This is a genomic window from Halogeometricum sp. S3BR5-2, from assembly GCF_031624635.1.
Lineage (GTDB): Archaea > Halobacteriota > Halobacteria > Halobacteriales > Haloferacaceae > Halogeometricum > Halogeometricum luteum.
Genome location: NZ_JAMQOQ010000011.1, coordinates 1 through 26,436, shown reverse-complemented (window position 1 = coordinate 26,436; position 26,436 = coordinate 1). Strand labels below are relative to the sequence as shown.

Annotated in this window: 22 protein-coding genes; 11 read left to right on the top strand and 11 right to left on the bottom strand. The window is 55.4% G+C overall.

What is annotated here, in order from left to right; translation table 11 throughout:
* The first annotated feature begins 38 nt into the window (after window positions 1–38).
* The 6 genes from NDI79_RS23080 (at window position 39) to NDI79_RS23055 (ending at window position 8,903) form a co-directional block, all read left to right on the top strand.
* Window positions 39–230, top strand: a complete 192-nt coding sequence (locus NDI79_RS23080; RefSeq protein WP_310930973.1) for a hypothetical protein — start codon at window positions 39–41, stop codon at window positions 228–230.
* Between the two features lie 3 nt (window positions 231–233).
* Window positions 234–4,346 (top strand): Eco57I restriction-modification methylase domain-containing protein, encoded by a 4,113-nt coding sequence (locus NDI79_RS23075; protein ID WP_310930972.1) that lies wholly within the window; start codon window positions 234–236, stop codon window positions 4,344–4,346.
* Between the two features lie 80 nt (window positions 4,347–4,426).
* On the top strand, window positions 4,427–4,960 hold the full coding sequence (locus NDI79_RS23070; RefSeq protein WP_310930971.1) for a TATA-box-binding protein C: 534 nt from the start codon (window positions 4,427–4,429) through the stop codon (window positions 4,958–4,960).
* Complete coding sequence (locus tag NDI79_RS23065) at window positions 4,957–7,926, top strand: DEAD/DEAH box helicase (protein ID WP_425499666.1); 2,970 nt, start codon at window positions 4,957–4,959, stop codon at window positions 7,924–7,926. The genes NDI79_RS23070 and NDI79_RS23065 overlap by 4 nt, the downstream gene beginning before the upstream one ends.
* Entirely contained in the window at window positions 7,923–8,471 is a 549-nt protein-coding gene (locus NDI79_RS23060) for a TATA-box-binding protein (protein WP_310930969.1), read from the top strand. The genes NDI79_RS23065 and NDI79_RS23060 overlap by 4 nt, the downstream gene beginning before the upstream one ends.
* Window positions 8,472–8,630: 159 nt before the next feature.
* Window positions 8,631–8,903, top strand: a complete 273-nt coding sequence (locus NDI79_RS23055; RefSeq protein WP_310930968.1) for a hypothetical protein — start codon at window positions 8,631–8,633, stop codon at window positions 8,901–8,903.
* Here the strand turns inward: NDI79_RS23055 and NDI79_RS23050 are convergent.
* From NDI79_RS23050 to NDI79_RS23020, 7 genes are all read right to left on the bottom strand, one after another.
* Complete coding sequence (locus tag NDI79_RS23050; protein ID WP_310930967.1) at window positions 8,886–9,149, bottom strand: hypothetical protein; 264 nt, start codon at window positions 9,147–9,149, stop codon at window positions 8,886–8,888. The two genes, NDI79_RS23055 and NDI79_RS23050, sit on opposite strands and share 18 nt — an antisense overlap.
* 109 nt (window positions 9,150–9,258) lie before the next feature.
* Window positions 9,259–12,102 (bottom strand): DEAD/DEAH box helicase, encoded by a 2,844-nt coding sequence (locus NDI79_RS23045; protein WP_310930966.1) that lies wholly within the window; start codon window positions 12,100–12,102, stop codon window positions 9,259–9,261.
* Window positions 12,103–12,188: 86 nt separating this feature from the next.
* Window positions 12,189–13,082: a hypothetical protein gene (locus NDI79_RS23040; protein WP_310930965.1), complete on the bottom strand. Its 894-nt coding sequence runs from the start codon at window positions 13,080–13,082 to the stop codon at window positions 12,189–12,191.
* Window positions 13,079–13,966: a hypothetical protein gene (locus NDI79_RS23035; protein WP_310930964.1), complete on the bottom strand. Its 888-nt coding sequence runs from the start codon at window positions 13,964–13,966 to the stop codon at window positions 13,079–13,081. Before NDI79_RS23035 ends, NDI79_RS23040 begins: the two co-directional genes overlap by 4 nt.
* A 10-nt stretch (window positions 13,967–13,976) precedes the next feature.
* Window positions 13,977–15,164, bottom strand: coding sequence for a hypothetical protein (locus tag NDI79_RS23030; protein WP_310930963.1), 1,188 nt, complete (start codon window positions 15,162–15,164; stop codon window positions 13,977–13,979).
* A gap of 208 nt (window positions 15,165–15,372) precedes the next feature.
* On the bottom strand, window positions 15,373–17,112 hold the full coding sequence (locus NDI79_RS23025) for a hypothetical protein (RefSeq protein WP_310930962.1): 1,740 nt from the start codon (window positions 17,110–17,112) through the stop codon (window positions 15,373–15,375).
* A 132-nt stretch (window positions 17,113–17,244) separates the two neighbouring features.
* Window positions 17,245–17,604 carry a hypothetical protein gene (locus NDI79_RS23020; RefSeq protein ID WP_222609052.1) on the bottom strand — a complete coding sequence of 120 codons (360 nt, stop codon included), beginning with the start codon at window positions 17,602–17,604 and terminating at the stop codon, window positions 17,245–17,247.
* A gap of 349 nt (window positions 17,605–17,953) precedes the next feature.
* Between NDI79_RS23020 and NDI79_RS23015 the strand changes: the two genes are divergently transcribed.
* From NDI79_RS23015 to NDI79_RS23005, 3 genes are all read left to right on the top strand, one after another.
* The gene (locus tag NDI79_RS23015) at window positions 17,954–18,784 is read left to right on the top strand and encodes a type IV toxin-antitoxin system AbiEi family antitoxin domain-containing protein (RefSeq protein ID WP_310930960.1); all 831 of its coding nucleotides are present in this window, start codon (window positions 17,954–17,956) and stop codon (window positions 18,782–18,784) included.
* Between the two features lie 929 nt (window positions 18,785–19,713).
* On the top strand, window positions 19,714–21,039 hold the full coding sequence (locus NDI79_RS23010; RefSeq protein WP_310930959.1) for a Cdc6/Cdc18 family protein: 1,326 nt from the start codon (window positions 19,714–19,716) through the stop codon (window positions 21,037–21,039).
* 292 nt (window positions 21,040–21,331) lie between these two features.
* On the top strand, window positions 21,332–21,670 hold the full coding sequence (locus NDI79_RS23005) for a DUF6788 family protein (RefSeq protein WP_310930958.1): 339 nt from the start codon (window positions 21,332–21,334) through the stop codon (window positions 21,668–21,670).
* Between the two features lie 18 nt (window positions 21,671–21,688).
* On the opposite strand, the gene NDI79_RS23000 is transcribed toward NDI79_RS23005, so the two are convergent.
* Window positions 21,689–22,267, bottom strand: a complete 579-nt coding sequence (locus tag NDI79_RS23000) for a DUF8170 family protein (RefSeq protein ID WP_310930957.1) — start codon at window positions 22,265–22,267, stop codon at window positions 21,689–21,691.
* A 264-nt stretch (window positions 22,268–22,531) separates the two neighbouring features.
* Between NDI79_RS23000 and NDI79_RS22995 the strand changes: the two genes are divergently transcribed.
* On the top strand, window positions 22,532–23,644 hold the full coding sequence (locus tag NDI79_RS22995) for a hypothetical protein (RefSeq protein WP_310930956.1): 1,113 nt from the start codon (window positions 22,532–22,534) through the stop codon (window positions 23,642–23,644).
* A 99-nt stretch (window positions 23,645–23,743) separates the two neighbouring features.
* Here NDI79_RS22995 and NDI79_RS22990 read toward each other — a convergent pair whose 3' ends face one another.
* From NDI79_RS22990 to NDI79_RS23735, 3 genes are all read right to left on the bottom strand, one after another.
* Window positions 23,744–24,805, bottom strand: coding sequence for a hypothetical protein (locus tag NDI79_RS22990; protein WP_310930955.1), 1,062 nt, complete (start codon window positions 24,803–24,805; stop codon window positions 23,744–23,746).
* Window positions 24,806–24,981: 176 nt separating this feature from the next.
* Entirely contained in the window at window positions 24,982–25,368 is a 387-nt protein-coding gene (locus NDI79_RS22985; RefSeq protein ID WP_425499665.1) for a PIN domain-containing protein, read from the bottom strand.
* Window positions 25,358–25,582 (bottom strand): ribbon-helix-helix domain-containing protein, encoded by a 225-nt coding sequence (locus NDI79_RS23735; protein WP_425499664.1) that lies wholly within the window; start codon window positions 25,580–25,582, stop codon window positions 25,358–25,360. The genes NDI79_RS22985 and NDI79_RS23735 overlap by 11 nt, the downstream gene beginning before the upstream one ends.
* A 195-nt stretch (window positions 25,583–25,777) precedes the next feature.
* Between NDI79_RS23735 and NDI79_RS22980 the strand changes: the two genes are divergently transcribed.
* On the top strand, window positions 25,778–26,436 hold a 659-nt coding region (locus NDI79_RS22980), incomplete at its 3' end, for a ParA family protein (RefSeq protein WP_310930953.1).

Below are 26,436 nucleotides of genomic sequence, written 5' to 3'. Positions count from 1 at the left end.
CTATATTACTTCGTTGATACAGTCGCTGATATCCTCGAATGACGCGTAAGAAAATCGGTCGAAACACCGGCCACTCCGGACGAGTCAATATCTCCGGATCTGAGCTTGATACGGTCGGCGCTGATATCGGCGACACGATTGAACTCGATGTCGCCGACACGAAAGACGTCGCACATGCTCTCATCGACAGCAAAGACTCTGAGAAATTCCTCATCGTCACCCCGATCTAACGCATGCAGACAGCACTCACCTACCGGACGAATCGCGACCTGTTCTCGAATTACTACCTAGACGAGCACCTCCCCGAGACCGAGGCGTGGGACGAGCTTAGCGACGACGAACTCCGCGAGGCGAAAGCGGACATCATGGACCTGTGGGAGCGCGAGAAGGGGACGGCTCCCAAGCGCAACGAGTCCCAGCTCGAGGAGAAGTTCATCCGGCCGATGTTCCGGAAACTGGGTATCCCCTTCGAGGTTGAGGAGAGCACCAGCCGGACCCAGCGCCGTCCCGACTATGGCTTCTTCGAGTCCGAGGACGCCGCACGTGGCGCGTTCGAGCGCCGCGAGGAAGGAGGCGATTTCTACAAGGACGCCGTCGCCGTCGCGGACGCCAAGCGCTGGGGTCGGCCACTCGACACCCGTGGGAGTGGGGAACACGAGCGGGACTTCGAGAACCCGAGCTACCAGATTCACGTCTACCTGCAGGAGACGCCGGCGCGGTGGGCCGTCCTCACTGACGGGAAGAAGTGGCGGCTCTACTACGGCCCGACGAGCCATCGCCTCGACTCCTACTACGAGATCGACCTGCCGACCGTTCTCGAAAAGGGCGATCTTGAGGACTTCAAATACTTCTACCTCTTTTTCAGGCACGGCGCATTCCTCGAGGACTCTAGCGGCGAGTGCTTCCTGGACGAAGTCTACGACGAGTCCAACGTATTCGCTCAGGAGTTGGGAGAGGACCTCCAAGACAACATCTACGAGGCGATCAAGATCCTCTCGGAGGGGTTCATGCAGTACCCGGACAACGACCTCTCCGAAGAGGATCTCGGCCTCATTCACGACAGTTCGCTCATCTACCTCTATCGGCTCATCTTCGTCCTCTACGCAGAGAGTGAGGGTCGTGACCTGCTCGATACGAATAACGAAATCTACGAGGAGTCGTACAGTCTCAACTCTCTCAAGCAGGACATCGCCGAGGAACTGGACAGTCAGAATCCGAAGTATCGCGACTGGCAGGACAATCTCTGGGACCGGCTGGACGAGCTGTTCAAACTCATCGACCAGGGGAGCAAGTCGCGCGGTATCCCGGAGGAGGACCTCTACATCCCCGCGTACAACGGCGGCCTGTTCCGGACGAATCCCGATGAGGACGATAGCGTCGAAGCCCGGTTCCTCGCGAACCATCAGGTCGGGGACGCCTACCTCGCGGAGGTCATCGAACTCCTCACGCGGAGTCAGAACGGCAACGGCGGCGGGAAGATCTTCGTCGACTACTCGTCGCTGGACGTCCGCCACCTGGGGAGCATCTACGAGGGGCTTCTCGAGTATCAGCTCGATGTCGCTGACGAACCGCTCGCGCTGGAGGACGGTGAGTACGTCCCCGCCGGCGAGGGTGACGAGGTGATCGTCGAGGAGGGTGAAGTCCACCTTTCGACTGGCTCTGGCGAGCGGAAGGCGACGGGGTCCTACTACACGCCGGAGTATGTCGTTGAGTACATCGTTGATGAGACGCTCGGCCCGCTCGTCGACGACATTCGAGGCAGTCTTGTGGGCCAGAGTGCGTTCGACGAGGGTGGCTTCGCTGAGGAGTTCGCTGAGGGAGTGTTCGATCTCAAAATCCTCGATCCTGCGATGGGGAGTGGCCACTTCCTGACGAGTGCGATCGACTATCTCGCGCGTGAAATCATCGACGCTCAGGAGCGCCAAGCCGCCCAGCAGGGCATCGAGACCGTCGACGAAGAGCACGACATCAATTGGGCCCGTCGGCAGGTTGCTCAGCGCTGTATCTACGGCGTCGACCTGAACCCGCTGGCCGTCGAGCTCGCGAAAGTGTCGCTCTGGCTTAGGACGCTCGCGGCCGAACAGCCGCTCGCGTTCCTGGACCACCACCTGAAGACGGGGAATTCGTTGGTTGGGAGCGATATTGAGGAAATCGAGGAGCTGGAATCCGATGCTGGTGGAGACGGGGAGAACGCCTCACTCGCTGACTTCGGTGTGGCCCGGAAGGGGACCATCGAACAGCTAATGCGGATCTATCAGGACTTCATCGCCATCGAGAATCAGGATCTCGCTGATGTCAAGGAGATGGAGGCCAAGTATGATGAGTTCGAACGGAACAAGCTCCGTCAACGACTTGAGGCGATGGCAAATGTGTCTACGGCAGACGACTTTGGCTTGGACGGGATTCCTAGTGGTGCTTACGAGAGGATGGCTGCTGCTTTAGATGAGGATGAAGAATGGAAAGCAATCGAAGAGTTAGAGTGGTTCCGTACTGCTCAGAAATGGGCATCTCGGGACCGCTATTTCCACTGGAGACTCGAGTATCCCGAAGTGTTCTATGGTTCTGATGGTGTTGAGAAAGACAAGCCAGGGTTTGACGCAGTAATTGGGAATCCCCCCTACATACGCTCTCGGTCGCTCGACGAGTTCCAGAAATCGTATTTCAAATCAAAATATGATTCAACGACTGGACGCTGGGACATCTATTGTCTGTTCACTGAGAAGGGAATAGAAATTTGCACTGGTTCGATATCATACATACAGCCATCTATGTTCCTGAGGAGACCCTATGGAGAGGGTCTCAGAAAGGTGATTAGCGAACGTTCCCACGTAACTGAAATCGTGGAGCTATCCGACGTTCAGGTATTCGGTGAGGCTACGAACTACGTATGTATCCTTTCTCTGTCAAATAATACCAGTGAAGACGAATTCGTTGTTTATACTCCTGATCCAAATGATTACGAGACTCTTGACAGAGAAAGAATGAAGAACTATAATCTTAATAATTCGGACTTATCAAAAAAGCCTTGGGATGTCATACCTGCACCAGTAGCGAATGTCCTTGGCTCATTTAGCGACGATCTGGTCACTTTAGATAAAGTGACTAAGTCTATATCACAGGGAATTGATACATCCAAGGACGAGGTTTATTTCGTGGATCCAGAAACTGTGAGTGAATATCAACTTGAAGAAGAAATTCTGAAACCTGTTTTGAAAGGGCAAGATGTCAAAAGATATGAGCCTCCAAAGACAGATTTGAAATCTATCTACCCTTATAAGAACGATCGAGTCATTCCCGAAGATCAAATGAAAAGTGAATTCCCGAACACCTGGGATTACTTGAAAGAAAATGAAGATAAAGTCCGTAGTCGAACACATGTGATGAATTCAAACAGGAATTGGTACGAGCTTTGGTGCGAACGGGATTCCGAGATATACCAAAATCCGAAGATTTTGACGCCCGAAATATCCGATCAAAGCAATTTCACAGCAGACACGGGTGACAAAAATTACTACTTCAACACCAAAGTGAAGAGTATACGTGTTACCGAAGATTATAACCTCAAATTCCTGCTGGGCCTACTTAATTCAGAGCTCTTAGAATTCATATACAGAGGTATTTCGCCGCAGAAACGCGGGGGCTTCCGGGCCTACAAAACCGGCTTTCTACATGAACTCCAAGTGCCGACAAGCGTTGATCAAGAAATAGTTCGTGCTGTCGACGATATCCTAGATAACAAGAACCAAATGAGTGAGATTAATATCGACCTCTCAGATTATTTGGGGGGATATTCATGGGGTGACTCTCTTCAAGAAATTCCAGGATACCAACCACCAGCAGGTGTCTCAGATACAATATTAAGTAAAACGAGCGAGGAACATGACGGCCTACGTGTTGGAGATGTACACGTTGAGACAACAGACACGAAAACGACGATATACGCGTCAGCGCGGTATAAACCGGAAGATCCTGAGGAGTATGATACCGATCAGTGGGGATACACTGAGACCCAAAAATTTGCTGCACTAGAATTTATTGGACTCAGTCAAGAGCGTGAAAATCTTCTTAAGCAGTTTATTCCGTTTGCTGTTGAGAAGGGGAACGGATTTGCGGGATTCCGAGAAAAAGCAACCAAGACAAATTCCCTCATCAATCGCCTAGAAAAAATTTCACTCCCTCAGTATTCTGATATTGAGAATTCCTTCAATAATTACCAGAGGAATAAGAGCCGCTATGATAATCTGAAAAACGAAGTCGAACAACTAGAACAAGATATCGATAAGCGGGTGTACGAACTGTATAGTATCCCAAAAGAGAAGATCAAGACGGTGAAGGAGGGAATTTAGCCGACAAGTCACCATCATCAAAACTACCTACGGCATCCAGATCATTTAATTCAAAATATTGTATGGATAATATAAAAATAGTGAACGTAGTCGGAGTGGGTCTATTGGACGAAGAATTTGATTTGAATTCATTAGCAACTTCACTACCTGAAAACGTGCGGTATGAGCCTGAAATGCACCCTGGTCTGTATCTACGCATTGAAGACCACAGACCTTTGATGATAATCTATGGTACAGGCAAATTCATTGTTACAGGCGCTAAGTCGGAAGATGAAGTCTATAATACAAGGGATGAAGGTACCAGAATATTATCTGAGGTCACTTCTCATCCCCTCGACCTGAAGCAGTTTGAACTGTGTAATTATGTGCTATCTGGTGATTTAGACACAGAGTTGGATTTGAGTACCATCACGGTCGGATTGGGGTTAGAAAGGACTGAGTATAACCCAGATACAATTTCAGCAGTTTTGTATACTCCTGAGCAAGCCAATTGTACAGTTATGATATTTAGGTCGGGAAAGGTGAATATCGTAGGAGAAAGTAGCAGAGAGAGATCTGAGCAAGCCTTTCAGGAGCTAAAGGACAAGATTAGATCGTTATTGGCTGAAGAATGATGGATTTAGAGGTGGGCGATCACATCAAGTTCGCCGGTGGGCGGGGAGAGATCACGAAAATCGAGGAACGGCCCAACGACGGCCACCTCCTCCACGTCTACACATCGGAGGGCCAGCTCCGCAAACTCCCTAGTGGCCTCCCTCACATCGAGAAACTCGATTCGCTCGTCGACCGCCTCACAGCGGGCCAGTCCGACGCCCCGCTCCACTATGACCTTCGAGAGCGGGCGATCCGGCTGGATCTCGCCTATAAATACGACCGCTTTCTCTCGCTGACCAGCAACCGAATCGAGATCGAACCGTACCAGGTGCAGGCCGCCTACGAGATCCTCAACTCCTACGACCACCGCTACCTCATCGGCGACGAGGTCGGCCTCGGGAAGACCATCGAAGCCGGCATCGTCATCGAAGAGCTCATCGCCCGCGACCGCGCCGACCGGGTGCTCATCGTCGCGCCGGCGCCGCTGACCGTCCAGTGGCAGGAGGAAATGCGCGAGAAGTTCGACCGCAACTTCGTCATCTACGACCGCGAGACGGTTCGTACACACCGGAAGTCCCACCCCAACCAGAACGTCTGGAAACAGGAGGACCTCATCATCACCTCCATCGACTTCGCGAAGCAGACCACAGACGACCCCGAGTCGGACCGCGTCTCCGTCCTCGATGCCCTCCAGAATCTCGACGAGGAGTGGGACGTTGCGGTCTTCGACGAGGCCCATCACCTTACGGCCAGACGGTCGAGCGACGACTCAATCGAGCGGACACAGCGATACCAAGTCGGTGAGGCCGTCGCCGATAACTCCGATGCGTTGCTGCTGCTCACCGGGACCCCGCACAAGGGGAAATCAGACCAGTTCTACTTCCTCGTGAGCCTGCTCGACCCGTATCGCTTCAGCCACGAGTCGCAGATCGGTCCCGAGACGCTTGAGGACTTGATGATCCGCCGGCTGAAGGATGATATGTACGAAACTGACGGGACCCGAATGTTCCCCGAGAAGAACATCGAGGCACTCCCGGTCGAGATGACTCGCGAGGAGCGGAAGCTGTACGACGACGTCACCGAGTACATCCGCGAGTACTACAACCTCGCCCAGCAGGAGGAGAACCAAGCGGCGGGGTTCACGATGGTCATCTACCAGAAGCGGCTGGTCTCGAGTATCTACGCGATCCGGAAGTCCCTCGAAAACCGGATGCGGGCGATTCAGAACGACGCCGTTGCTGAAGACCTCCCCGACGAGGTTCAGGACCTCATTCCGCGGTATAGTACCGAACCCGAGACGCTGACCGACGCAGAACGCGCTCGGGTTGAGGAGGCGCTTGAGACGGTCACGATTACGCTCAATCAGTCGCAAGTCCAGCAGGAACTGGACCGCGTGAAACAGCTCTGGCAGCAGGCCAAGAACATCGAGACGGACTCGAAGGCCCGATTGCTCCGGCAGTTCGTCGACCGCATACTCTCAGAGGACCCCGACGAGAAAATCTTGATCTTCACCGAATACACGGACACGCTGGAGTATCTACGCGACGAGGTCTTCGCTGACCACGACGTCGCACAGGTGTACGGCGACCTCGAGCAGTCCCGTCGACGGGAAGAGATGAGCAAATTCGAGGAGGAGGCCAACCTGATGCTTGCGACTGACGCCGCCCAGGAGGGACTCAACCTCCAGTTCGCCCACATCATGGTGAACTACGACCTCCCGTGGAATCCCATCCGGATCGACCAGCGGATGGGGCGGCTCCACCGCTACGGCCAGGAGCACACGGTCGAAATCCGTAATCTCTTCTTTGCCGATACCCGCGAGAGCGAGATCCTCAACCTGCTCATCGAGAAGACGAACCAGATCGAGTCGGACCTCGGGATGCGCTCGGATGTCCTCGGTCGCGTCCTCGAAGACGTCGACTTGGACGAGACGATTATGGCGGCCATCGCTGAAGGGGAGCCGACTGAACGTGTCGTCGCCGATATCGAGGCGACCATCGAGGAGAAACGCGAAGCGATTCAGACCGTCGAAAACGAGTTTCTGATTCGCGACCGCTTCGACCTCTCTGGCGAGGACGACGAGATTCTCGACGTGATCGAACGCAGTCAACACGGCGAGGTGTCTGTGGACGATATCGAGACGCTCGTGCGAGTGTTCTTCGACGAATTCGGCGGCTCTATCAAGGGTGTTCGACCCGGACCGGCCCGGATGGAAGGGGACGTGTTCCAGTTGGATGTCCCTGAGGTCCTTAGTGGAAATCAGGTGGCACGACAGTACCCACGCGCCACGTTCACCAAGGAGATCGCGATGGAGGCGGATGACGTCGAGTTCATCTCGCTTGACCATCCTCTCGTTGAGTCGCTCATCGAATTCTGCTTGGACAGCGACCGGATCCAGGGTGAAATTGCGACGAAGGTCGCTGCGACGGCGTCTCGAACCCCTGGAATCCTGTTCAATTACCGCCTTGGCTACGTCTCCGGTGCCGGGGATGTGGTGACCGAGAAGTTGGTTCGTCTCTTTGTTCGCCCGGATGGTAGTGTAACGACTGATATTCCTGAACTCTCGAGGACGACGGCTCCTAGCGAGATCTCATCGTCGCACGAGGTTGATCGGCTCTCGAGTATGGCGGAGGATCTCTACGAGGCTGCAGAGATGGAGGCATGGACGCACGTTGAGTCGTTCGCCGAGGAGGCCCGAACCGAACGAGAACGGGAGATCGAAATCAAACGTGAGCACGCTGAGCGATACTTCGAAGAGCAAATCGAAGAATGGGAAGAGCGGTTAGAGCAGTACCAACACCGTGCTGAGCAGGGTGCGGATATGTCCGCGCCGATTGGGAACGCGAAGCAGAAGGTCGAGAGTCTACGACGAGAACGTGAAGAGGAGCTATCCAGGCTTGAGGAAGAGAAGCACGTTACTCCCCAAGAACCGGAATTAGTAACAGCGGCGTACGTCGTCTCTCCAACAGAGGCAAAGGACGAATGATCTCTATTGCGAACGCTGTCGGGTCGGGAGATTTGGGTGTGGAACTCGATGTCGCCGAGGTCGAGTCCGACTTGGATCTGCCGTACACCGAATACGACCCTTCGAACTACCATGGTCTCTACCTTCGGCTTGTTGAGGGTGGTCCGCTCATCACGGTTTATCGGAGTGGAAAATACATCATCAGTGGGTGCTCTACGTTCGAACAGCTGTACGAGACGAACGACGCGTTCCTCACGACACTATCCGAGCTGAACATCGTAGACGCGGAGACTGAAACCGGATTCACGGTACAGAACGTCGTCTGTACGGCACAGCTGGATGATCCGGTCGATCTGAATACACTCTCTATCGCGTTGGGCTTGGAATCCGTGGAATATGAGCCAGAACAGTTCCCCGGTCTCATCTATCGGCCCGCTGACCACCCGGCCGTTCTCTTGGTTTTTGCCAACGGGAAAATAGTCATCACAGGGGCTTCTGACGTGGACGCTGCCGAAGATGCGTTCAAGCATCTTCAGGAACAGGTGACGGCCTACCTCGAAAAGTGATGTCTCTGCATTCTATGCGAAAACACGTCTCTCGCAGTTCGTAGAACGACGCTTCTGAACACCTGCTTGTCGAACTGGTTGTCGGAGGTGGTAGTAGTCGATAGAATTCTCTCCAAGCCCGTCAGGTGTGATCGTCTTCAAAGCGCCCCTCACCCAAATATGACCTCAGACCCAGTGGATATTCTCGATGACCTGGCCGACCAGGTCGCCGAGGAATTCGAGGCGTACAGACAGCCGGACGAATTCAAAGACGTATCGCTTGTCATCGACAACAACGATCCAGACCGGCCAACGCTGATCGTACACGTCGATAGAGAGGATGCCGATACGCTGGCCGATAAGATCGAGGACTTCCTGCAAGAACGGGGAGCTCGAACTCAGCGAGAACAACACTCGGACACAGATGTCAGGGTGCTAGCGACTGTCGGCTGAGTTCTCAATCCTCTCCAATTTTTTCTGACCCGCTCTCGGTAAGCCACACCAAAGTCCGGTCCGATAAAAGGCGACGTATGTGTCGTCGGGGGCAAAGCGCGTCTGTAACCAGTGGTTGTCGGCCGGTTCGTAGGTGACATCCGTGATTTCGTCCCGCTCGTCGAACGTCTCAGCAAGCGCCGCGAGGTCGAGTTCCTGCTGGTAGGTGATCATCCCGACGACGTTGGCGACCTCAAGTTCCGTCACTACCTCGTCGTAGACCGCACCAGGGGAAAAGTCCGACTGATGACGCTCGTACGAACGAATTCACCGGTACGATTGAGAAACCCGAGTGAGACGCCGAGACTGAAACGAATCAATCCCCCTCATTCATGAATTCCTCGAAGGTTTCGGGGACCTCCTCGTCCTCCGTCTGTTCTTCGTAGTCAAGCGAGTCGGCTTCGAGAATTCCCAGAAAGACCGGCCCCTCATCGGTGACGGTGATCATGTGGTCGGCATCATTGATGATGATGCGACCGCCACCGCGGAGGCGGTGGACGTACTCAGCCACTTCTTCGACTTCCGGTGTCGTGATATACTGACGGCCATCGGTTGTGTCACGAAACGGGCGCCCCTGCGTATCGACGCTAACAGTCCGTCCACGGCGAGGCCCCTCATATGGATCCCCACGTTCGAGGTCGGACGGATCGGGGATCTCCGGTTGCTGATACACAGAGACGTCCGGTTCGTGTTCTTTCGAAGGCCCCTCCAGTTCGCCTTTGATGATTTCGTCGCTGGTCTCCCACTTGTAGTAGTGATGGGTACCGCCGATTTCGGCTTCCCAGTCGACTTCCTCGAAGATTCGTTCGTCAACTGTATCCTGGGCATAGAGCACGTACAGCGTCGAGGGCTTGTCCGGATCGTGTCCGGTTCGCAGGATGCGCCCGAGGGTCTGGATGCGATCACGGACGTTTCCAGACGAGACGCGAATGATCCCGACGTCTGCCGAGGGGACGTCAACCCCTTCCTTGAGAGCCTGGACGCTCAGCATCACGTTCGCAAACCCTTCGTCCCGGAACCATTCGATTCCCCACTCGTTCCACTCCGAATTGCGGTGCCCGGAGTGGTACATCACGGGTGCGTAATCGCGACGGAAAAACAGGTTTTCGAGGTCGCGATTGATATCGTCGAGTTCGTCCTCGTACTGCTGGTAGAGACTCGCCCGTTCGCTCTCCTTCGAGCCATACTTGCCCGTTTGGGTCTTCTCATCCCGCTGATCGTATGGGGCAACCATCTGCTCCAAGTGTTTGATTCGTTCCTGGAATACGATCGTCTTCTTGTCCTCTTCGATTGCGTCTTCGAGGAGGCGGTGCGTGATCGCTTGTCGGGAGACCGCCTCGGCGATCAGCTCACGCCGCCGTTTCGTGTACTCGAAGAAGTCGGCAATCGCCGGCGTCGCCGAGTCCGTCGACTCGCGAATCGTCTGCAGATTCTGTGAATAGTTTCCCCGCAATTCGGCGAGTCGGTGGCCGTGGCGCGCTTCGATATCCCGAACAGCGGATGACACCTTCTTCGAGAACTGTTCGTAGGTGTGACGTTCGGCCGGCGTTAGCTCGAAGCCGACGTAGTTGATGGTGAACTCGGAGATGAGGCCGCGGTCAACCCCCTCGTCGTAACTCAGCCTGTAGAAAAGCGAGCCCAAGTTCTCGAGGAGGAACTCGTCGTCGTCGGTGAGTTCGTCGTTCTCCGGATCGATCGTCGACAGCGGTGTCGCAGACAGCCCCATCGTCGCAGTGTTGGAATATTCGAGGACTTTCGAGTGGACGTCTCCCGTATACCGGTGGCACTCATCGGCGACCAAGAGGTGCTCATCAGTATCGGCAGCGTCGAGCGACTGGGCCAAGAAATCGTCCTTGACAGCGGAGTTGACGATGCTCACGATGATGCGACGGTCACTATGATCGTCTTTGTGGCCTCCTCCCGCCCAGCCGATCTCCGACGGAGGGACGTTCAATTTCTCGAGGAACTCGCGGAGCCACTGGTGCATCAACACCTTCGTCGGCACAACAACCGTGACGACGCCGTCGGGATGCTTGTCCAGCCACTCGTCGATGGCACCAAGCGCCATCACCGTTTTACCGGCCCCCGTCACCACCTGCGCGATACCGCGTTCAGATGGGCTGGCCTCGTTGTCGAACCACGCGTGAATCGCCTCAGACTGCCAGTCGTAGAGCGAAAATCCAGCAGGGAACGTGTACGGTTCTCTCTCCTCGTCAAACGCATTTCTGACGTCCCGGCGGGAGATCCCAGGGCTCGCCGCTGAGAGGAGGTCCTTGGCTTCCGCCTCGGTCTCGGCAGCGAGGATGTCCTCGAGTGTCTCGGCATAGAGTCCGGCGAGATCGCGGCCGTCGATATCATCGAATTTCGCTTTGATCTGCTTTCTTATACTCTTCCGATCCCGTTCATCCTCCTGGTATGCTTCGGACAGATGAATCTGGGGATGAGCCACGTCGCTCTCTCGCGAGGTCTCACGAACATAATCGTCGAGGAAGCGGTTGTACAGGCTGCGGTGTCGTCCCCACCCCCCGGATTCCCGGTACATGTAGTACTTTACGAGCGCCTGTTTGATGTCTGCAGCAGGGACATCGAATGTCGGACCACGATGATGGATCCACCGTTCGAGGTTGTGGAAGATGTCGACATCCCGCCACCGACTCTCGTAAGTGCTCGATCTGGGGCCAGGAACGTAGCCGTCGTCGGTTTCTCGGAGCGCACCGAGCTGGGTCAACAGTTCCGGATAGCCGCGAATCCCAGCATCGTTGTACTCGTATCCGAAGTTGTCGGTCAGCCGTTCACGAATCTCGCCCGCTTGTAATGGCCGATCAGCGTGTCGAACGACGTAATGCGCATCCCGGAGCCCCTCAATTCCTTCTGGATAATTGCCTTGGAGAACCCAGCTCTGTTTGATGCCACGCCAGAGGAGCTCCGTATACTCGATGTCGCTGTCGTGGAACCGGCGCGCGAACTCCCAGACAGTGATCTTATCGTCGCGTTCTCTGAGGACTCCCATCTGGATGAACGTCGAAAGCGTTCGTTCGATGTAACTCGGCGAATACCGGCTGCCGTCGGGTTTGCGCAAGCGCTCACGACAGCGCTCCTCGAACTGATCTCGAGTGAGTTCGTCGTCGTTCTCGATAGCGATCTCTACCAGTGTCGGCACCCATTCCGGTCCGCGTTCAATCCCGAAGATCGGTGTTGGAAAACGCCGTCCCATGATATTAGTCGGCAGTCATTATTTGAGGTGCGCTACTGATCTGGGTCCATCGCACTGTCTCCGAAGTAGCTGTTGTCAGTGACCACTGGTTTCGGAACGACCCCTCCGTCGAACTGTGAGATATGACCGAGATACACGGGGAGGAGACCATTAGGGGCTGCTTCACTCTCTGTACGATTTAGCCGGCGTGTCACCAGGCGCTGTTGAGCGTTCGATGCTGTTCGTTTCCACTCATTGAACGCGTCGCGGATGCGGCTCTGTTCACCCGACGGAACGGTGTCTCGATCGATATTCCCCCAAACGTGACCATGTTCGTTAATATAAATGATACCGCCCTCAGGACGAAGTGATTTATACGTCGTAACGAGTTCAGGGTGGTCGAAAGCGGATTCAAATTCGTAGTCCTGCCATCTCCACCGAAGCACATCATCAGTACAGACCGACCACACTTCTCCGTGAGTACGAAACGGAATACCAGTCCAAACGCTCACGTCTCCAGCAGTACTTGGCGGCGAGGGATTATTGGAGAACTCTTTGAAGTCGAAGTCCCCATTGAGTTGGCCGACATAAACTGGAATGTGCCCTCGGTTGGCCCGGGCTTGGTCGACTCGTTGGTACTGGGTTGCGGGAACTTTTGTGAGTACTTCTCCGGATGCAGTTAGCCGGAAACTGCCGTACCCGTTCGTTTTCCCGAGAGAGGCTATCGCAGACTGGAGACCTCGAGGAAGTTCAGTCATCGCCTGGATATCACCCATATGGCTCCACTGGGCCACATCACCGAACTTCCGGGACGAAACGATACTGTATTTCGAACCGCGGTATGCGGAGGGCCACGGATGCCCGGGTTCAACCGTCAGCTGCCGACGATTGATGGTTGGAACCTGGGTCGGTTCCTCCCGGAGAACCCCATTTCCGTCGGCACTCATCGTGACCCCTCTCCTCGATCATCGCGGCGGTGGTCGTCTTCTGAGAGATCGCTCTCTTCGTAGGACCCCATCGCGGCGACCCAGGCCTCTAACGAGGCTTCCTCTTGCTCAGAGAGCGGATCGGTCAGCCGGGTCGGCTCCTCGACTTCGATCGGCCGCTCGTCAGCGGAGAGATGGCCAACGTAGACGGGGACCATATCGACGTTGCCGCGGTCGCGCCGAAGCTGGAGGAACCGTTTCACCGGGCGAGACAGGTCCCGGAATTGCGCTCGGATATCGGGAGGCGTTTTCTCGTTGGGGATCTGCGTGACGACGTCACCACAGGGCGTGATCACGAACCGACCGCCGTTCATCCGAAGCCGTTTCAGCTCGTCGGTGATCTCTCTGGGCAACGTATCGGCAAATGAGTGCCGAAGCTTCGTTTCGCCGTCCTGCCACCAGAACCGCTCGCCACTGAACGAGTACGTCGCTCCATCATAGACGCTCTTCCAGAGGTCACCGGGATCGAGTCCGTTCGGACTGATCGGGACGGCGTGCCCCGGCTCATCACGGGGGACGAGCCGGCCGTCGAGGTCCATTTGACCGACGTACACGGTCTTGTACGCGTCTGAACTGCCGTCTCCGGTCTCGATTCGCGTGATAACGGCTCCGCCTTCGGTAACACGGAGAGCGCCACCGCTCCGTTTCAGCTCAAGCAACTCAGTGACGAGGCCGGATGGTACCGGCTCCAGGTCGAAACGGTCGGTTCCGTTATACGCCTGCCACCAGATGTCGCCGTCCTGGTTTATGCTCAGCCCGTAGCCACGATAGTGGAACGGCCACTCATCACCAGGACTCAGCGCGTCGATCGTCGATTCGGGGGTGGATGTCTCGTTATCGGCCATTGGTGTTAGTCTAATGAGGTTGTGTGGATTCTGTGTCGTTGGATCGGAACGTCTCGCCAGCAGCTGTTAGTTCATAAGCAATACCCCGCTGACCGACTTGGCTCCGGTCGACCAGCCCCAGCTCGTACATTCGACTCGTGAGGCCAGAGCGAATCGTCTCAGCCTGCGAATTCGACCACTCCGGATTCAGATAAGCTACCCGCTCGGTCAGCGACGTTGGCCGGTTATCGCCCTCTTCGATTGCTTGAGCGACCTTTTGCATCGCCGTGTATTCTTCTTCTCGCACATCCCGTACATGCGAGATGTAGAACTGTCGCTCCTTCTGTGAGAGGGACGTGTCGGCGTCGACGCCGTCGTCGAGAAGTGGGTTCGAGAGGCTTGCAAATTCCTGGCCAGCGTCCGTGAGCCCGATCTGCTGGGGGCTTTCTCGAACGATGTCGACGAAGGACAGGTGCGGTAGTGCCCCAGTTAATTCATCGTCGTGCTCGACGCGTCCGATGAAATGCGTCTCGAATCGATCCATCGATTTGTCGGGATCATCGCCCGTGGGCAACGCGGCAGCAAGCTTCTCACCTCGTTTGCGCCCTGCTCGCTCATCGTGAGTTGCGATTTCAGTCCCGATCTTCCGAGCCGTCCTCGCGGCGCGTCGCTGAAACGGCTGGAGATCAAGCCACGGACCGTCGGGGGGCCCCTCCTCGGACGAGTCCAGCAAAGCATTCGCTAATCCCCGAACGACCAGCTTGACGGGGAAAATACGATTGTACTGTCCCCAGAGAGGACCTTTGTCCAACCGCGACTCGTCGGGCGGTGCGACTGTCGGAATGTCGTCGTACTGGCGTCGAGCCAGCGACAGCGTTGTCTCGTTCGTCCGATCAGCCGGCGCAGCATCGTCGGACTGGCGCTCTTGCGCCTGTTCGTGAGCCGAATCGTCGGGCTGGGTCTCCTCAGGCGATGCTTCTATTTCGGACTCTGGCTCTACAGAATTGAGGGCTTCGTCGAGTGATTTGACCTCCTGGGAAGTCTCCTCCTCTTCGAGCTGGATTTGATTCTCGATCGCCGTCCGAACGAACTCCTGTGGGTCATCGTAGTTGCCCGCAGCGACAGCGCGTTTCATCCGGCCGACGAGTGAATCGGGCACGTCTATTACGATATTCACCCTTTGTATCCCCTCGTACCCATCACCATGCTCTATGAGCATTTATATTTTTCGTGGGTTTGTATGGGTTTGTGTGAGTACGTAAGAGAGCCCTTGATACGACCATTCCGGTGTTCCAGATGCTTTGCTACCTCCACCATTTCCAAGGCTTCTCCTGGAAATCCACCCGTTTCTTACCAAACATTAGCGGCGAGTACTGAACAGTAGTTTGGTAAGACACACCCAACACCAGATCGTCGAGGCCAAGCAATTAGAATGTGAATTGAAACTCCCCGCTATCCATTATCGAATCGATGGCATCTTCTCGAAGGTTATCTCCAGCCCCAGTGATGCGTTGAGCCCCCGGCGGGAACTCCCAGCCGTTGCGCTTGTAGACGGCTAGGTAGTCGATCTCATCAGAACTGAACGTTTTCGAGTTCACGTACTGAGTACCCGGACGCCGGAGTTGAACCGTCGTTTGACGAGTTCGTTGCCGGACGTAGTGGAGAAGTCGCTCCGGGGACTCAAGGACCTCGGCAAGTACCTGCAGGTCATAGATATCGCAGACGTACGGAACAGGCGTAATATCGAGTATTTTCGCGAAGTCACGAGTCGCGATTGACCCATACGATTCTCCAAGTACAAGCCACCGATGTGCATCCTCAAGAGTGGAGGGTTCCAAGCAGATCGTCGTCCCATCCGACGTTTCGATCTCAGTAATCTGGCCGGATTGAACGCCCGTCACCAGCCGATCAGCCTGGTGGTACGCGTCTCCGATCCCTCGTTCGATGTCTTCCTTGATCGCGTCGATGCCCCCGAAGTTTCCTTTCCGAGTCTCAGCGCGGAGCTTCTTCCCCTTACATTCGATTATGATGGGTTCATCGTCGTGGAGGATCAGTATATCACCCTCTACTTCCTCACCGTCGTACTCATAGGTGTAGTTCCGGATGATATCGTCTTTCGAGAAGACCTTCGAGAGACAGTCCCCAGTCCACTCCTCGAGCCAATCACCGAACCGTAGCTGAAATTCGCCCTGGTACTCCGAATCGATCAAATCGTAGTAGAAGGTGTTGGCGAGAGCATAGAGAACGGTACGGGGAAGCGGAAGCAGGAACTCATCACCAGTTCGAATGAACGGCGCTCGCTCTAGTGGATTCACATCTACCGGCGTGCGAAATCCGGAAGCAGTGCCCGGTTCGACGACCAGCCGTTCGAGGAAGTTCTGGAAACGTGGGCTGTCGTCGCACCAGTCCACAAGAGTCTCTTCGGACACCCAAACTGCCTCGTCCGTGAGTTCAATCGCTTTCTGAGAGAAATCTAGCAGTGACGGCGACCACCTCGCGACCTCCGTATCCTGTCCCTCTAATCTCGGTGTAATCCAGTCCGTGAGTTCACGGGTATAGTAGACGGCATCCTCAATGGAAAAGCCGAGAAGTTCCTCCATCTCCTGCTCCCAGGGTTTGTATGCCCGGTACGCTTTTTCGAGCATCTGAAAACCATCTGCGTGACGCAGGGTCGTGAGTTCACGCCACACCATCCCGAAGTACGGATCCGCCATCGGTGAGTCGAGCGGAAGGTGTGAGCTACCCTGCCGAGCGTACCAGTTCTTGAGTTCGAGGAGATATGTCGCAATCTGCTCGAACGACTGTGGATCGGTCGTTTCAGTATCCGTCTCGAGGGTAATTCCGACGCCGAACTGGACGAGTCGTGGTGGGAGACCAGGATCTTGCTCCGGTGAGAGCTCTAGGCCAGTCGGGTTCGATGTTGCGCGACTTTGATCTCCGTGCCGCAATAGACTCATCCGAAGGAGATTGTGGACATAGAACTGTGTTAGCGTCCGGCGAGTCCCATTCGTGCGAATCGTCTGAAGGAGAGAAGAGAGAATCTCATCGTGGTCGGAGTGGGCGAGGGAGTGATTCCCGCGTTGGAGTTTCTCATCTTGGCGATGGACTTCAGAGGGGTCGAGATGTTCAGGAGAATTCACAAAGGGAGGGTCCTCATTCACGTCCATTATCGACTGATTGAGATGGTAATCCGATAAACCAACGCTTCCTGCTCTTACCAAACAATTTGTGCTATTTTGTCCCCAAGATTTGGTAAGATATCGAGAGAACCTCGTCAGCCCAAGGATTGAGCAACAGGATTATGGCTGGGAGAGGTTCTCAAGCCGCTCGATGCCGTTGATTCCCCACTCAGATTTGTGCCCGTCTTCCTTCTTTTCCGCTCGGAGCGGAGTGACGAATGAATCCTTGGTAGCGGGTGTGATAAGCTCAAAAAAGTAGGTGTCAGCTTTCTGGTCGCCAGCTGGTGGTTGAACATCAATTCGAGTCGTCGGGTTCTCTGTTTCGCTGTCAGGGAGAGACAACGATAGCGAGACTTCAGTTTCAAACGGAGAGCTTGGTTGATACTGGTGCGTACTGAAGCTCCCGTCAAAATGGAATCGTACCTTGTCACCGGTTTCAATATCGCGAGCCACGGCAGCAGGGTCAGTTGAATTTGACATTTTGCTTGTGTAATGGTTCGCTGTGCGTAATTAAATCATCCTCTGTAGAAGCGCCGTGAAGACGAGATCCATGCTCGAACGAATAGAATGACGTTCTGACTGAAGCCCCATCGGCCTACAGGTCATCTCAGTCCGGCTTCTGCCCGTTGAGCCAGACACCAAAGTAAGACGCGCCAGTCGTCTCCGGGAATGGGGATCTCGCTTATGGGGAGACGAAACAAGTTATCGACGTCGAGCAGTACTGACTGTCTCAGATTCTTCTTCTGCGAAAGCCTTCTATCCAGCCAAATTGCGGATGAGCAATGTTGAAGCCCCGCTCGTTTTCATAGTCTATGTCTAAAGTGCAGGGATGAACGACTCACAAGACACGCAAAATATACGACAAGGACTGTCCACCCGTGAGAGCCGACTTCTCTCACGACTCGCCGGCGCGGGCAACCAGATCATCTCCGTCGACGACATCGAGACGACCCTAGAGGTCGCCCCGAACACCGCCCGAGAGATCGCCTCCCGGCTCACTGAGAAAGGATGGCTGGACCGACTGTTCCCCGGTCGATACCTCATCATCCCGCTCGCGGCCGGTGAAGAGGGTCTGTATACGACGCACGAGTATCTCATCGCCTCGCACGTCGCCGATCCGATGTACGTCGGCTACTACAGTGCTCTCAGCCATCACGGGTTGACCGAACAAGTCCCTCGGACGGTGTACGTCGTCACCCCGACACGAGCCCAGAGTCGGGAGATCCACGGCGTCCCCTATCGCGTCGTGACGGTCACCGAGCGCAAATTCTTCGGTAACGAGCCGACGTCCATCGAGGGCACCACCGTGAACGTCGCAGACGTGGAAAAGACGCTGGTTGACTGTGCCGACCATCCCGAATTCTGTGGTGGCATCCGCGAACTCGCACAGGCGATGGTCGCCGCGGACGATCGGGACTGTTCGTGGGCGACGGTCGGTGAGTACCTCCAGCGACTCGACAACGGCGCTGCGACCAAGCGGATCGTCTACCTAGCAGACGAGCTGGGTATCGACCTCCCGACGCGTGAGACGCTCCTCAAGTCATTCACGAGTGGGTACTCGCTGCTCGACCCAACCCGAGGCGAGCAGGGACGCTATGACAGTGAGTATCGTCTCCGAATCAACGTCGACCGGGAGAGACTCGGGTCGATGGAATCCTGATGCCGGGTCGATCTGCTAAAGATTGATCATGAGATGTCCAATCCAATCTCAGCCTCGTTATCTTACCTAACAATCCGCGTCTATTCTGTTCATTATATTTGGTAAGAGGCTGAGTAATTGAGATGGGAGACACACCCACCACTGTTTCACCAATTTGGCGTGAGTGTCGATCAGAATGACGAACCTCAAGCACGGGGACACCATCGGTTCACGAATTCTGTTCCGAGCCAGAGGGAAGCGAGCTCCAACAAATCCACAGGACACCCACCAGTGTTTCAGGAATTATTCTAACCCGAAGAACATCTCCCCCAGGATTAGAGCGAGTGTGTAACTTAAGACAAGACAGTGGTCAACACTCGATTTGGAGGGCTGAGGATGGTTATTTCGGAAGACTAGAGACCAGCACGTCATCAAGAGGTCGTCTCAGGGAGGTAGCCATAATCCTCGAAGAGATCTCAGAGAGCTAGATAGCCGGACAGCTCGAATATAGTAACGAATGATCTCGGGACCCCCACCACCGTTTCAGCAATTCACCTAGATTAGGGAGAGGGCCAAATATCAAAGAAGGTCTCGCGAAGGCGTTATAGTAATAAATGCCTCAAAACGAGTTAGGTATTATCGTCTAATCCGTTCTAGTGGCTCTTCTACTACTACACTTACTACTACTAGACGAAAACGTTATAATATATAATAGTAGCTGCTGAGACCTCATTCGGGACGAAATGAAGGTTTCAGTGGCTGAACAACGTGTTTTCGTACGGTATCGTGTCTTTACCTCATAACTAACCGCCCCCACCCTTTCCCACGGGAATTGCTGAAACGGTGGTGTGGGTGTGGTCCGTCTATTTCGTTTCGAACCTCTCGTTGAAGACATTCAGGACATTCCTGCAACCGGGGTTTTATTACGTCTTGCCCAGAGGGTTCCGCATATGACCCAGTTCTCGAATACCTCGCCTATTTTCCAACGAGAAGAGGTTCTTCGTGAGGAATATCATCCCGACGATCTCCCCGAACGAACTGACGAGATGGAGGACCTCCATATGTCGCTGGCTCCCGCGGCCCGCGGAGTCGGTGCAAACAACGTGTTTCTCCACGGGAAGGCCGGTCAAGGGAAAACTGCTGCTGCGAAAGCCAAACTCTCGGAACTGCAGGCCCACGCCAAGGAAGAATCCGATCATCTGGACCTCACGACGGCATACGTCTCCTGTGAGTCGCATGATCTCTCAACGTCATATAAGGCCGCTTCCCGCATCTACCAGGAACTCACCGGCAACAGCCGGCCGACTGGTTACGCGACCGACGTCGTGATGGACATGATGTTCGAGGCGATGAACGAGATCGGTGGCACGATCATCATCGTCCTCGACGAAATCGATACGCTCGGAGACGACGACCGGATTCTCTACAGTCTTCCCCGAGCTCGAGCGCAGGATTACGTTGAGGACCACGTCTTCCCCAGCATCATCGGCATCAGTAACGACCTCCAGTGGCGGGATAATCTCAGTCCGAAAGTGAAGAGTTCGCTCTACGACGATTCCGTCCTCTTCTCACCATATGATGCGACGCAGCTCCAGCAGATCCTCCGCCGGCGGGCAGCGAAGGCGTTTCGCGATACCGAACTGACTCCGATCGACGAAGTCGACGCCGATGGAGATCCGGAGGGAACTGTCGTCGAAATCGACCAATCCGGGCAGGAGTATCTGTTTCGGAGTGGCGTACTGACCGATGACGTGATACCACTCGTCGCTGCACTTTCGGCACAAGATACGGGCGACGCCCGTCAAGCGATCAAATACCTCCGCAAAGCCGGCGAATTGGCGGATAAACACGGTGACGACCAAGTTGGTGCGGAGCACGCCCGTGAAGCCCAGGCGCTCGTTGAGCGAGAAGCCGTCGTCGAGGCTATGCGTGAAATGACGACACAAGCCCATCTTGCCCTTGCCGCGCTCACTGCCCTGGAACTTTCGGGGGATGCTCCCGTCCGAGCCAAACCGATCTACGGCGTGTACAAGAGTGTCGCCTCACGAATCGATGCCGACAAACTCGGTCAGCGACGGTTCAAAGACCATCTCCGTGAACTCGATATGCAGGGTATCGCCGACGGTGAAAAGGTGACTGCAGGCTCGATTGGTGGTCCGGCATGGGAGTACCAGCTCCAGGTCGACACCGAGATAGCTGTCGAAGTTCTCAAGGATACAGCTCGATTCGCGGATATCGATTTCGAGCATATCAGTGCTGATCGACCGAATGCGTAGTCCTGTTGCTGGGTGACTTTCGACTCCCTGTTCGCCTACCCAACACCCCCCACCGTTTCAGCAATTTCGGCGATACCTGGCGAACTCCTCTGCTCTTCTGGGGACTACCCCCCACCATTTCATAAATTTCGTCTGATAACACTCGTGGCGTGGGGCTGTCTGCCTCGCGTGACATCTCCAAAAGTGCTGAGCGTATCGCCATCTCGATCAATAGCTTCGAAAACGGTGGGAGGTAGTTCCTAAATCTTACCAAACATTTATTCTTCAATAGCTCTTATTGTTTGGTAAGACAATGGCCCCTCGACCGCCGGCTCCCGATTCGCTCCCCCAGTATCTCGCCGAGGGCGTCCCGAAGCAAGACGACGCAGACTTACGCGCCCTCCAGGACTGGATTGACGATCTCCTTGAGTACCGCCAGGACGTCGCTGTCGAAGATATTGACGCCGGCGAGGGTGAGTCAATCGAAGCCGTCGAGGAATCGAGCGGGGGGACCGTGGTGATCAAGAAGGTCAGCTGTGGCAAAGACAACTGTAAGTGCCAGTCTGGCGCACTGCATGGCCCCTACAAGTACATTGTCCGTCGACAGGGAGACAGTCTCGACTGGGAGTACAAAGGGCCGGTCTCTGAGTAGCTACTCCGCGAGACTTTCTCACAGAAGGTCCTCAACGAGGTCTTCGATCTGCTGTTCGTATTCTGGCACTGTTTCCCACTCGTAGAGCTGGTCGTAGTACTCGAAGATCTCGAAGACGCCGAAGGTCTGCATCCAGCTGTACTGCTCTTTCTCGCGCTCGGGTGGGTAAGTTCGCTTCAGGATATGTGTTTTGTCGATATACGACCGCGATTCGATCAGGAGTCCGTGTTCGATGAGTGCGCCGCCCTGGTCGTGTTCACAGACGCCGAGGATGTGGTGTGAGTCGTCAGCGATGAGCTTGAATTTGAGAATCGGGTGGAGAACGAGATCGGTATCGGGGAGAAAGTCGTCCATTCGGTAGGCGACGGCGTCGTCGCCCGTCTCTTGGTTAATGTGGTCCTTGAGCTGGTTCACGCGGTCGACGTTGTCCTCGGCGAAACTCCCCAATATGAAAAATCGGTTATCGGCCTCTGCAGCGATATCTGCCCAGTCGGCTCGAAAGTGATTGAGGCCCTCGTACTCCTCCGGCGTTAACGACCGGTAGTGATGCCGTTGAGCTCGGGCCTCGAGGTCGCTCTCCGAGGAGCTGTCCGGCATTACCAACGCGTTCGCGCGCCCGAATTAAAACCCTTTCGACCACAACGGTTTAGACCAATATGGTTTCCGCCGAAGCATTTATAGCGCCGGCGACTATACGCTAGCGTGAACACAAGCAACACAACCAGCACCGATCGATACTGGTCGGCTACCCTGCCCCAGACCGGTATTTCGTTGCTCCCATCCTCTGTCACGGACGGGAGTACGACACCACAGCGATAGCTACAGCAGGTGCCCAATCGACTGTAGCTGTCCCTCAAAACTATGGCCCACAACACGACGCATCGGGATCAGCCCGACACGACCGATGCAATCGACAGTACGGTTGAGAACCAGCGACAGCGCCTGAACGTCGTTACGCAAGAGACGCGGTTTGTCCTGATTCAGAATATTCTCTCTCATCCGCAGCAGCTCCCCACGCTCAAAGAGCTCGACTACGTGAACCCGAGCAAGAGCAAGAGTACCATCCGCGAACATCTCGAGGTGCTGATCGAGCACGGGATCGTGGCGGAGCGAACGCTTCCGAAGGATCAGCGCAAGCGTGATCTGCCATGGCGCTTCTACGGGCTCACCGACGTCGGTCGCAACCTATTGGATGAGATGGGGTTGCTTGGGGCTGAGGGCACGTTGCAGGATATGTACGAGAGGCTGGAAACGACGGATGAAATTGACAAATACGCGCAAGCTCCACGCCCAGGGGATGAGAGTGAGGATGAGGAACTGACCGGCAGCGATGCGCTTGCTGCCTACATTCGAGACCAGAAGGCGAACACTCACAGCGTTGGTGACCAGGTTTCCGTAGCTACCGCTCTGTATGAGGACGGGATCGGGCCTGATCACGAGGGGCTGACTCGAAACGAAATCGCGGAACAGCTGGCATTCGAGTATTCGTCGCGAACGGTGCTGAACCATCTTGTGGACCTCGATATCCTCGAGGAGTTCCAGCCGCCTGGTCCGTCGACGTACGTCATCAGCGAACGACGGGATCAGATCATCAACGGCGAGGTTGAGGAGACGGTTGACGAGGAAATCGAGCGTCTCATCGACCATATGGTGGCCCACATGGACGATCGGATTGTGCCGATGGATGATGGACAGCCCGGGGACAGGGTCGTTATCGCGGATGGCGCCGGTCGAACGATCCGGTCAATCTTGGCAGAAGAATTTGAAATCCCACCGGAAGATGTCGAGCCTCATCTCCGTGAGGGGGATCGACTGGCGAAACTGAACCAGGCTGTTGACGCGATTGAAGAGAGTGAAGACATCGACAAGGGCGATGACTATGGACGAGTTATCTTCCGAAGCCCTGCCCACCGCTATCGGCTCTCCGAGTTTGGAGTGTCTTTAGCTGAAGACGGTCTGAGTGTGGAAGGATAGTAATCTCCACCTATAGAATTTCCTATAGCGTTTCCAATAGTGGCCTCTGAGGTCGAGACTGGACCACTATCTGCCAGTCAGGTATGTGGTTTCCTCGATTTACCAGTACTCGGATTTGTCCACGAGTCGAGCGTGTCTCATATCATCTCGAGCAATCTTCCCAGCATCGTCGCCCGTCACCTGTATTGGAGCTGTCGTACCGGGGCTCACATCTAACATCGACCGCCAGATTTCTGCCGTGATGTCGTGATACTCCATCAGTTGGACGACCTGCGTCAGCTGACGATCGTTGATATCGGGCGGGAGGATGATGCGCTCGATCAGGTCTTCTGGATCGACTTTTAGATTGAAACCCGGATCCGCCTCGAGTTCCATATCGATATCCCCGGTTTCACTCACCTCCAGATCCAGATCGTTGAGCTCCTGTCTCGCTAAGAGGCGCAACTCTTTCTCATCCCCGAAGGCGATACGCTTGTGGAATACTCGGTCGACGCCATTTGCTGCGAACCGCTCGTCACTCCCCTTGTATTCTCTGTAGTTGACTTTCCCGATCAGGACCTCCCGGTCGGCCCGTTCCATTGCTGAGGAAAGGGTATTCAGAGTTGTCTCGACGGCGACCCCATTTCCATCATTAATGTAGGCGTTCCAGAAGACAGCTGATTCCTCCCCGCCGTACCGCCAACAGGACACAAAGGATTGCTTTCGGAGGATTTCGTCTTCTGCCGCGTACATCTGTCGCAGATCGTACGGCGGTGGGTCGTCTTCGAATTCGAGGTACTCCCACTTATCAAATCGATGTCGGACCGTCTTATCGGAGACCCTTCCTTCATAATCATCGTCGAAATTGTCGAGTCGGCTGAACCAAATCCCGTCCTGTAGCAACGAAACGAACTTCGAGAGATCGAGGTATTTACGAACCAGAATAGGCTCCTCATCGGATCTCTCGGGCAGCTCCGGTGGATCGTCTAAATCCGGGACTGTAGCAGTGTCCTCCACGGTTTGCTTGAGTCGGGAGGCGACGAAATCGCGACGGATTTTCGAGCGGATCGCATCAGAGAGAAATTCTCGAACTTCTTCTTCGTCGTGGTCCTCTTGGAGAACCTCCCGTAGTGCGCTATCGTGTTCACCTGTCGCTTCAACGACTGCATCGAGGTAATCCATATCCCCAATCCTCCTGACCGGCACAAAATAACTGGGCTCCGAATCTCGTCTGCGACTATCTCGTTTCTCTGACCGGCTATAGCAATTCCTATAGGAAATTATAACACCACAAACTAGCGTTCGCACTCGTTTCGCGCTGCCTACGAGTGTGACCGGTTTCGTCCCGGTCTGGTCCCCTATTCGAGATCGCGCGGGTCGATATGCTCGATTTCTGGGATCTCGGGGAACAGCGTATCCGTCGAGACGATTGGCTCGTCGAGGATAGCCGCACTGCCAAGATGCACTCCATCGAAGACATTCAGTGCGTCGTGCTGTGCTCGGAGGTCGGCAGCGGCGTCCAGGGCGTCACTCGTCAGCGGAACCAGCTCGATATTTTGACTAGCGATCTCTTGGTGTGCTCGGACGACGCGGTCACGCTCCCACTCGCCTTCCATCACGTACTGTAGTTCGATTCCCGTCGCGACCGACGTCTTCGGTTCCTCGATCGAGTCGATATCGACGTCACTCGCCAGCCAGTCATCGGCCTTCAGCTCCGCGAGAATGACGTCGAGGTCAAGATACACGCTTTCGATCCAGCCGCTCTTCGACGTCTTTCCGCGCTTCGCTGTCCGCCTGTTCGTGGAGGCGTTCCAGGTGCTCTTCACGAACGACGAGCCGAGCGCCGTATCGGAGCGCCTCCGATCGTGACCCGAAGACGCCGTCCTCAACGAGTCTGTCGAGACGTTCGACGAGTTCCGGTGGGAGGGAGACCGGAACAGACTGTCGGTCACTGCTCATACCTCCACGTAGTCTATACGATTGTATAAATTTTTCTCGGCGATCGAAACGCCTTGCTCCCACCTCACGTCTTGAACGGTACTAAAAGGAGGACTCCAATATTCTATAGGATTAGCTATAGTGGATAGAGCACCAGTGTCTGACGTAGTTTTAAGCCTACAGGCTTCACTATAGGAGATACTATAGGACACCACGATGAGCGATACACTGCGCGCCGCCGCGTTTCTCGACAAAGGCGGTACCGGGAAGACGACGACCGTCGCCCACCTCGGCGTCGCCCTCGAGGAGCTGGGCCACGAGGTCCTGCTCGTTGATCTCGCCGGGAAGCAGGGCGATCTCGCGAAGCACTTCGGCGTCTGGGGGGACTACCAGGCGCGGATCGAGGCCGACGAGGCATGGCCGAATATCAGCACGGTCTTCGACGACGCCTGGGGCACGATCGCCGAGAAGCTGGGCGATGACACTCTTGCTGATCTCGTCGTTCCGACTGCTGAGGGACCGGACCTCATCCCGGCCCATCCCGGCCTCGACACCCTCGACGCCGAACTCGGGAATATCGACGATGCCCGCGAGCGCTACAGTCGTCTCGAACAGTTCCTCGACGAGTACGTCGACCCGCTCGGCTATGACGTCGTCTTGGTTGACCTCCCGGGAATGACGAATAACGTCGCCTACAACGGACTGTGGGCCGCCCGTCACGTCATCACGCCCGTCGAGATGGGGCCGTTCGAGGCTGAGCAGGCTGATGCGCTACGCCGCGACCTCGGGAAGATTGCCGACAATTTCGCCGTCGACATCGAGCTCGCGCTCGTGCTCCCGAACAAGGTCGATACCCGAACGAATCTCGCCGAGGA

What these genes read in the sequence shown, in the direction of transcription:
- NDI79_RS23080 (WP_310930973.1), top strand. Translation starts at nt 39, where the DNA reads ATGACGCGTAAGAAAATCGGTCGAAACACCGGCCACTCCGGACGAGTC.
- NDI79_RS23075 (WP_310930972.1), top strand. Translation starts at nt 234, where the DNA reads ATGCAGACAGCACTCACCTACCGGACGAATCGCGACCTGTTCTCGAAT.
- NDI79_RS23065 (WP_425499666.1), top strand. Translation starts at nt 4,957, where the DNA reads ATGATGGATTTAGAGGTGGGCGATCACATCAAGTTCGCCGGTGGGCGG.
- NDI79_RS23060 (WP_310930969.1), top strand. Translation starts at nt 7,923, where the DNA reads ATGATCTCTATTGCGAACGCTGTCGGGTCGGGAGATTTGGGTGTGGAA.
- NDI79_RS23055 (WP_310930968.1), top strand. Translation starts at nt 8,631, where the DNA reads ATGACCTCAGACCCAGTGGATATTCTCGATGACCTGGCCGACCAGGTC.
- NDI79_RS23040 (WP_310930965.1), bottom strand. Translation starts at nt 13,082, where the DNA reads ATGAGTGCCGACGGAAATGGGGTTCTCCGGGAGGAACCGACCCAGGTT.
- NDI79_RS23035 (WP_310930964.1), bottom strand. Translation starts at nt 13,966, where the DNA reads ATGGCCGATAACGAGACATCCACCCCCGAATCGACGATCGACGCGCTG.
- NDI79_RS23030 (WP_310930963.1), bottom strand. Translation starts at nt 15,164, where the DNA reads ATGCTCATAGAGCATGGTGATGGGTACGAGGGGATACAAAGGGTGAAT.
- NDI79_RS23025 (WP_310930962.1), bottom strand. Translation starts at nt 17,112, where the DNA reads ATGGACGTGAATGAGGACCCTCCCTTTGTGAATTCTCCTGAACATCTC.
- NDI79_RS23020 (WP_222609052.1), bottom strand. Translation starts at nt 17,604, where the DNA reads ATGTCAAATTCAACTGACCCTGCTGCCGTGGCTCGCGATATTGAAACC.
- NDI79_RS23015 (WP_310930960.1), top strand. Translation starts at nt 17,954, where the DNA reads ATGAACGACTCACAAGACACGCAAAATATACGACAAGGACTGTCCACC.
- NDI79_RS23010 (WP_310930959.1), top strand. Translation starts at nt 19,714, where the DNA reads ATGACCCAGTTCTCGAATACCTCGCCTATTTTCCAACGAGAAGAGGTT.
- NDI79_RS23005 (WP_310930958.1), top strand. Translation starts at nt 21,332, where the DNA reads ATGGCCCCTCGACCGCCGGCTCCCGATTCGCTCCCCCAGTATCTCGCC.
- NDI79_RS23000 (WP_310930957.1), bottom strand. Translation starts at nt 22,267, where the DNA reads ATGCCGGACAGCTCCTCGGAGAGCGACCTCGAGGCCCGAGCTCAACGG.
- NDI79_RS22995 (WP_310930956.1), top strand. Translation starts at nt 22,532, where the DNA reads ATGGCCCACAACACGACGCATCGGGATCAGCCCGACACGACCGATGCA.
- NDI79_RS22990 (WP_310930955.1), bottom strand. Translation starts at nt 24,805, where the DNA reads ATGGATTACCTCGATGCAGTCGTTGAAGCGACAGGTGAACACGATAGC.
- NDI79_RS23735 (WP_425499664.1), bottom strand. Translation starts at nt 25,582, where the DNA reads ATGAGCAGTGACCGACAGTCTGTTCCGGTCTCCCTCCCACCGGAACTC.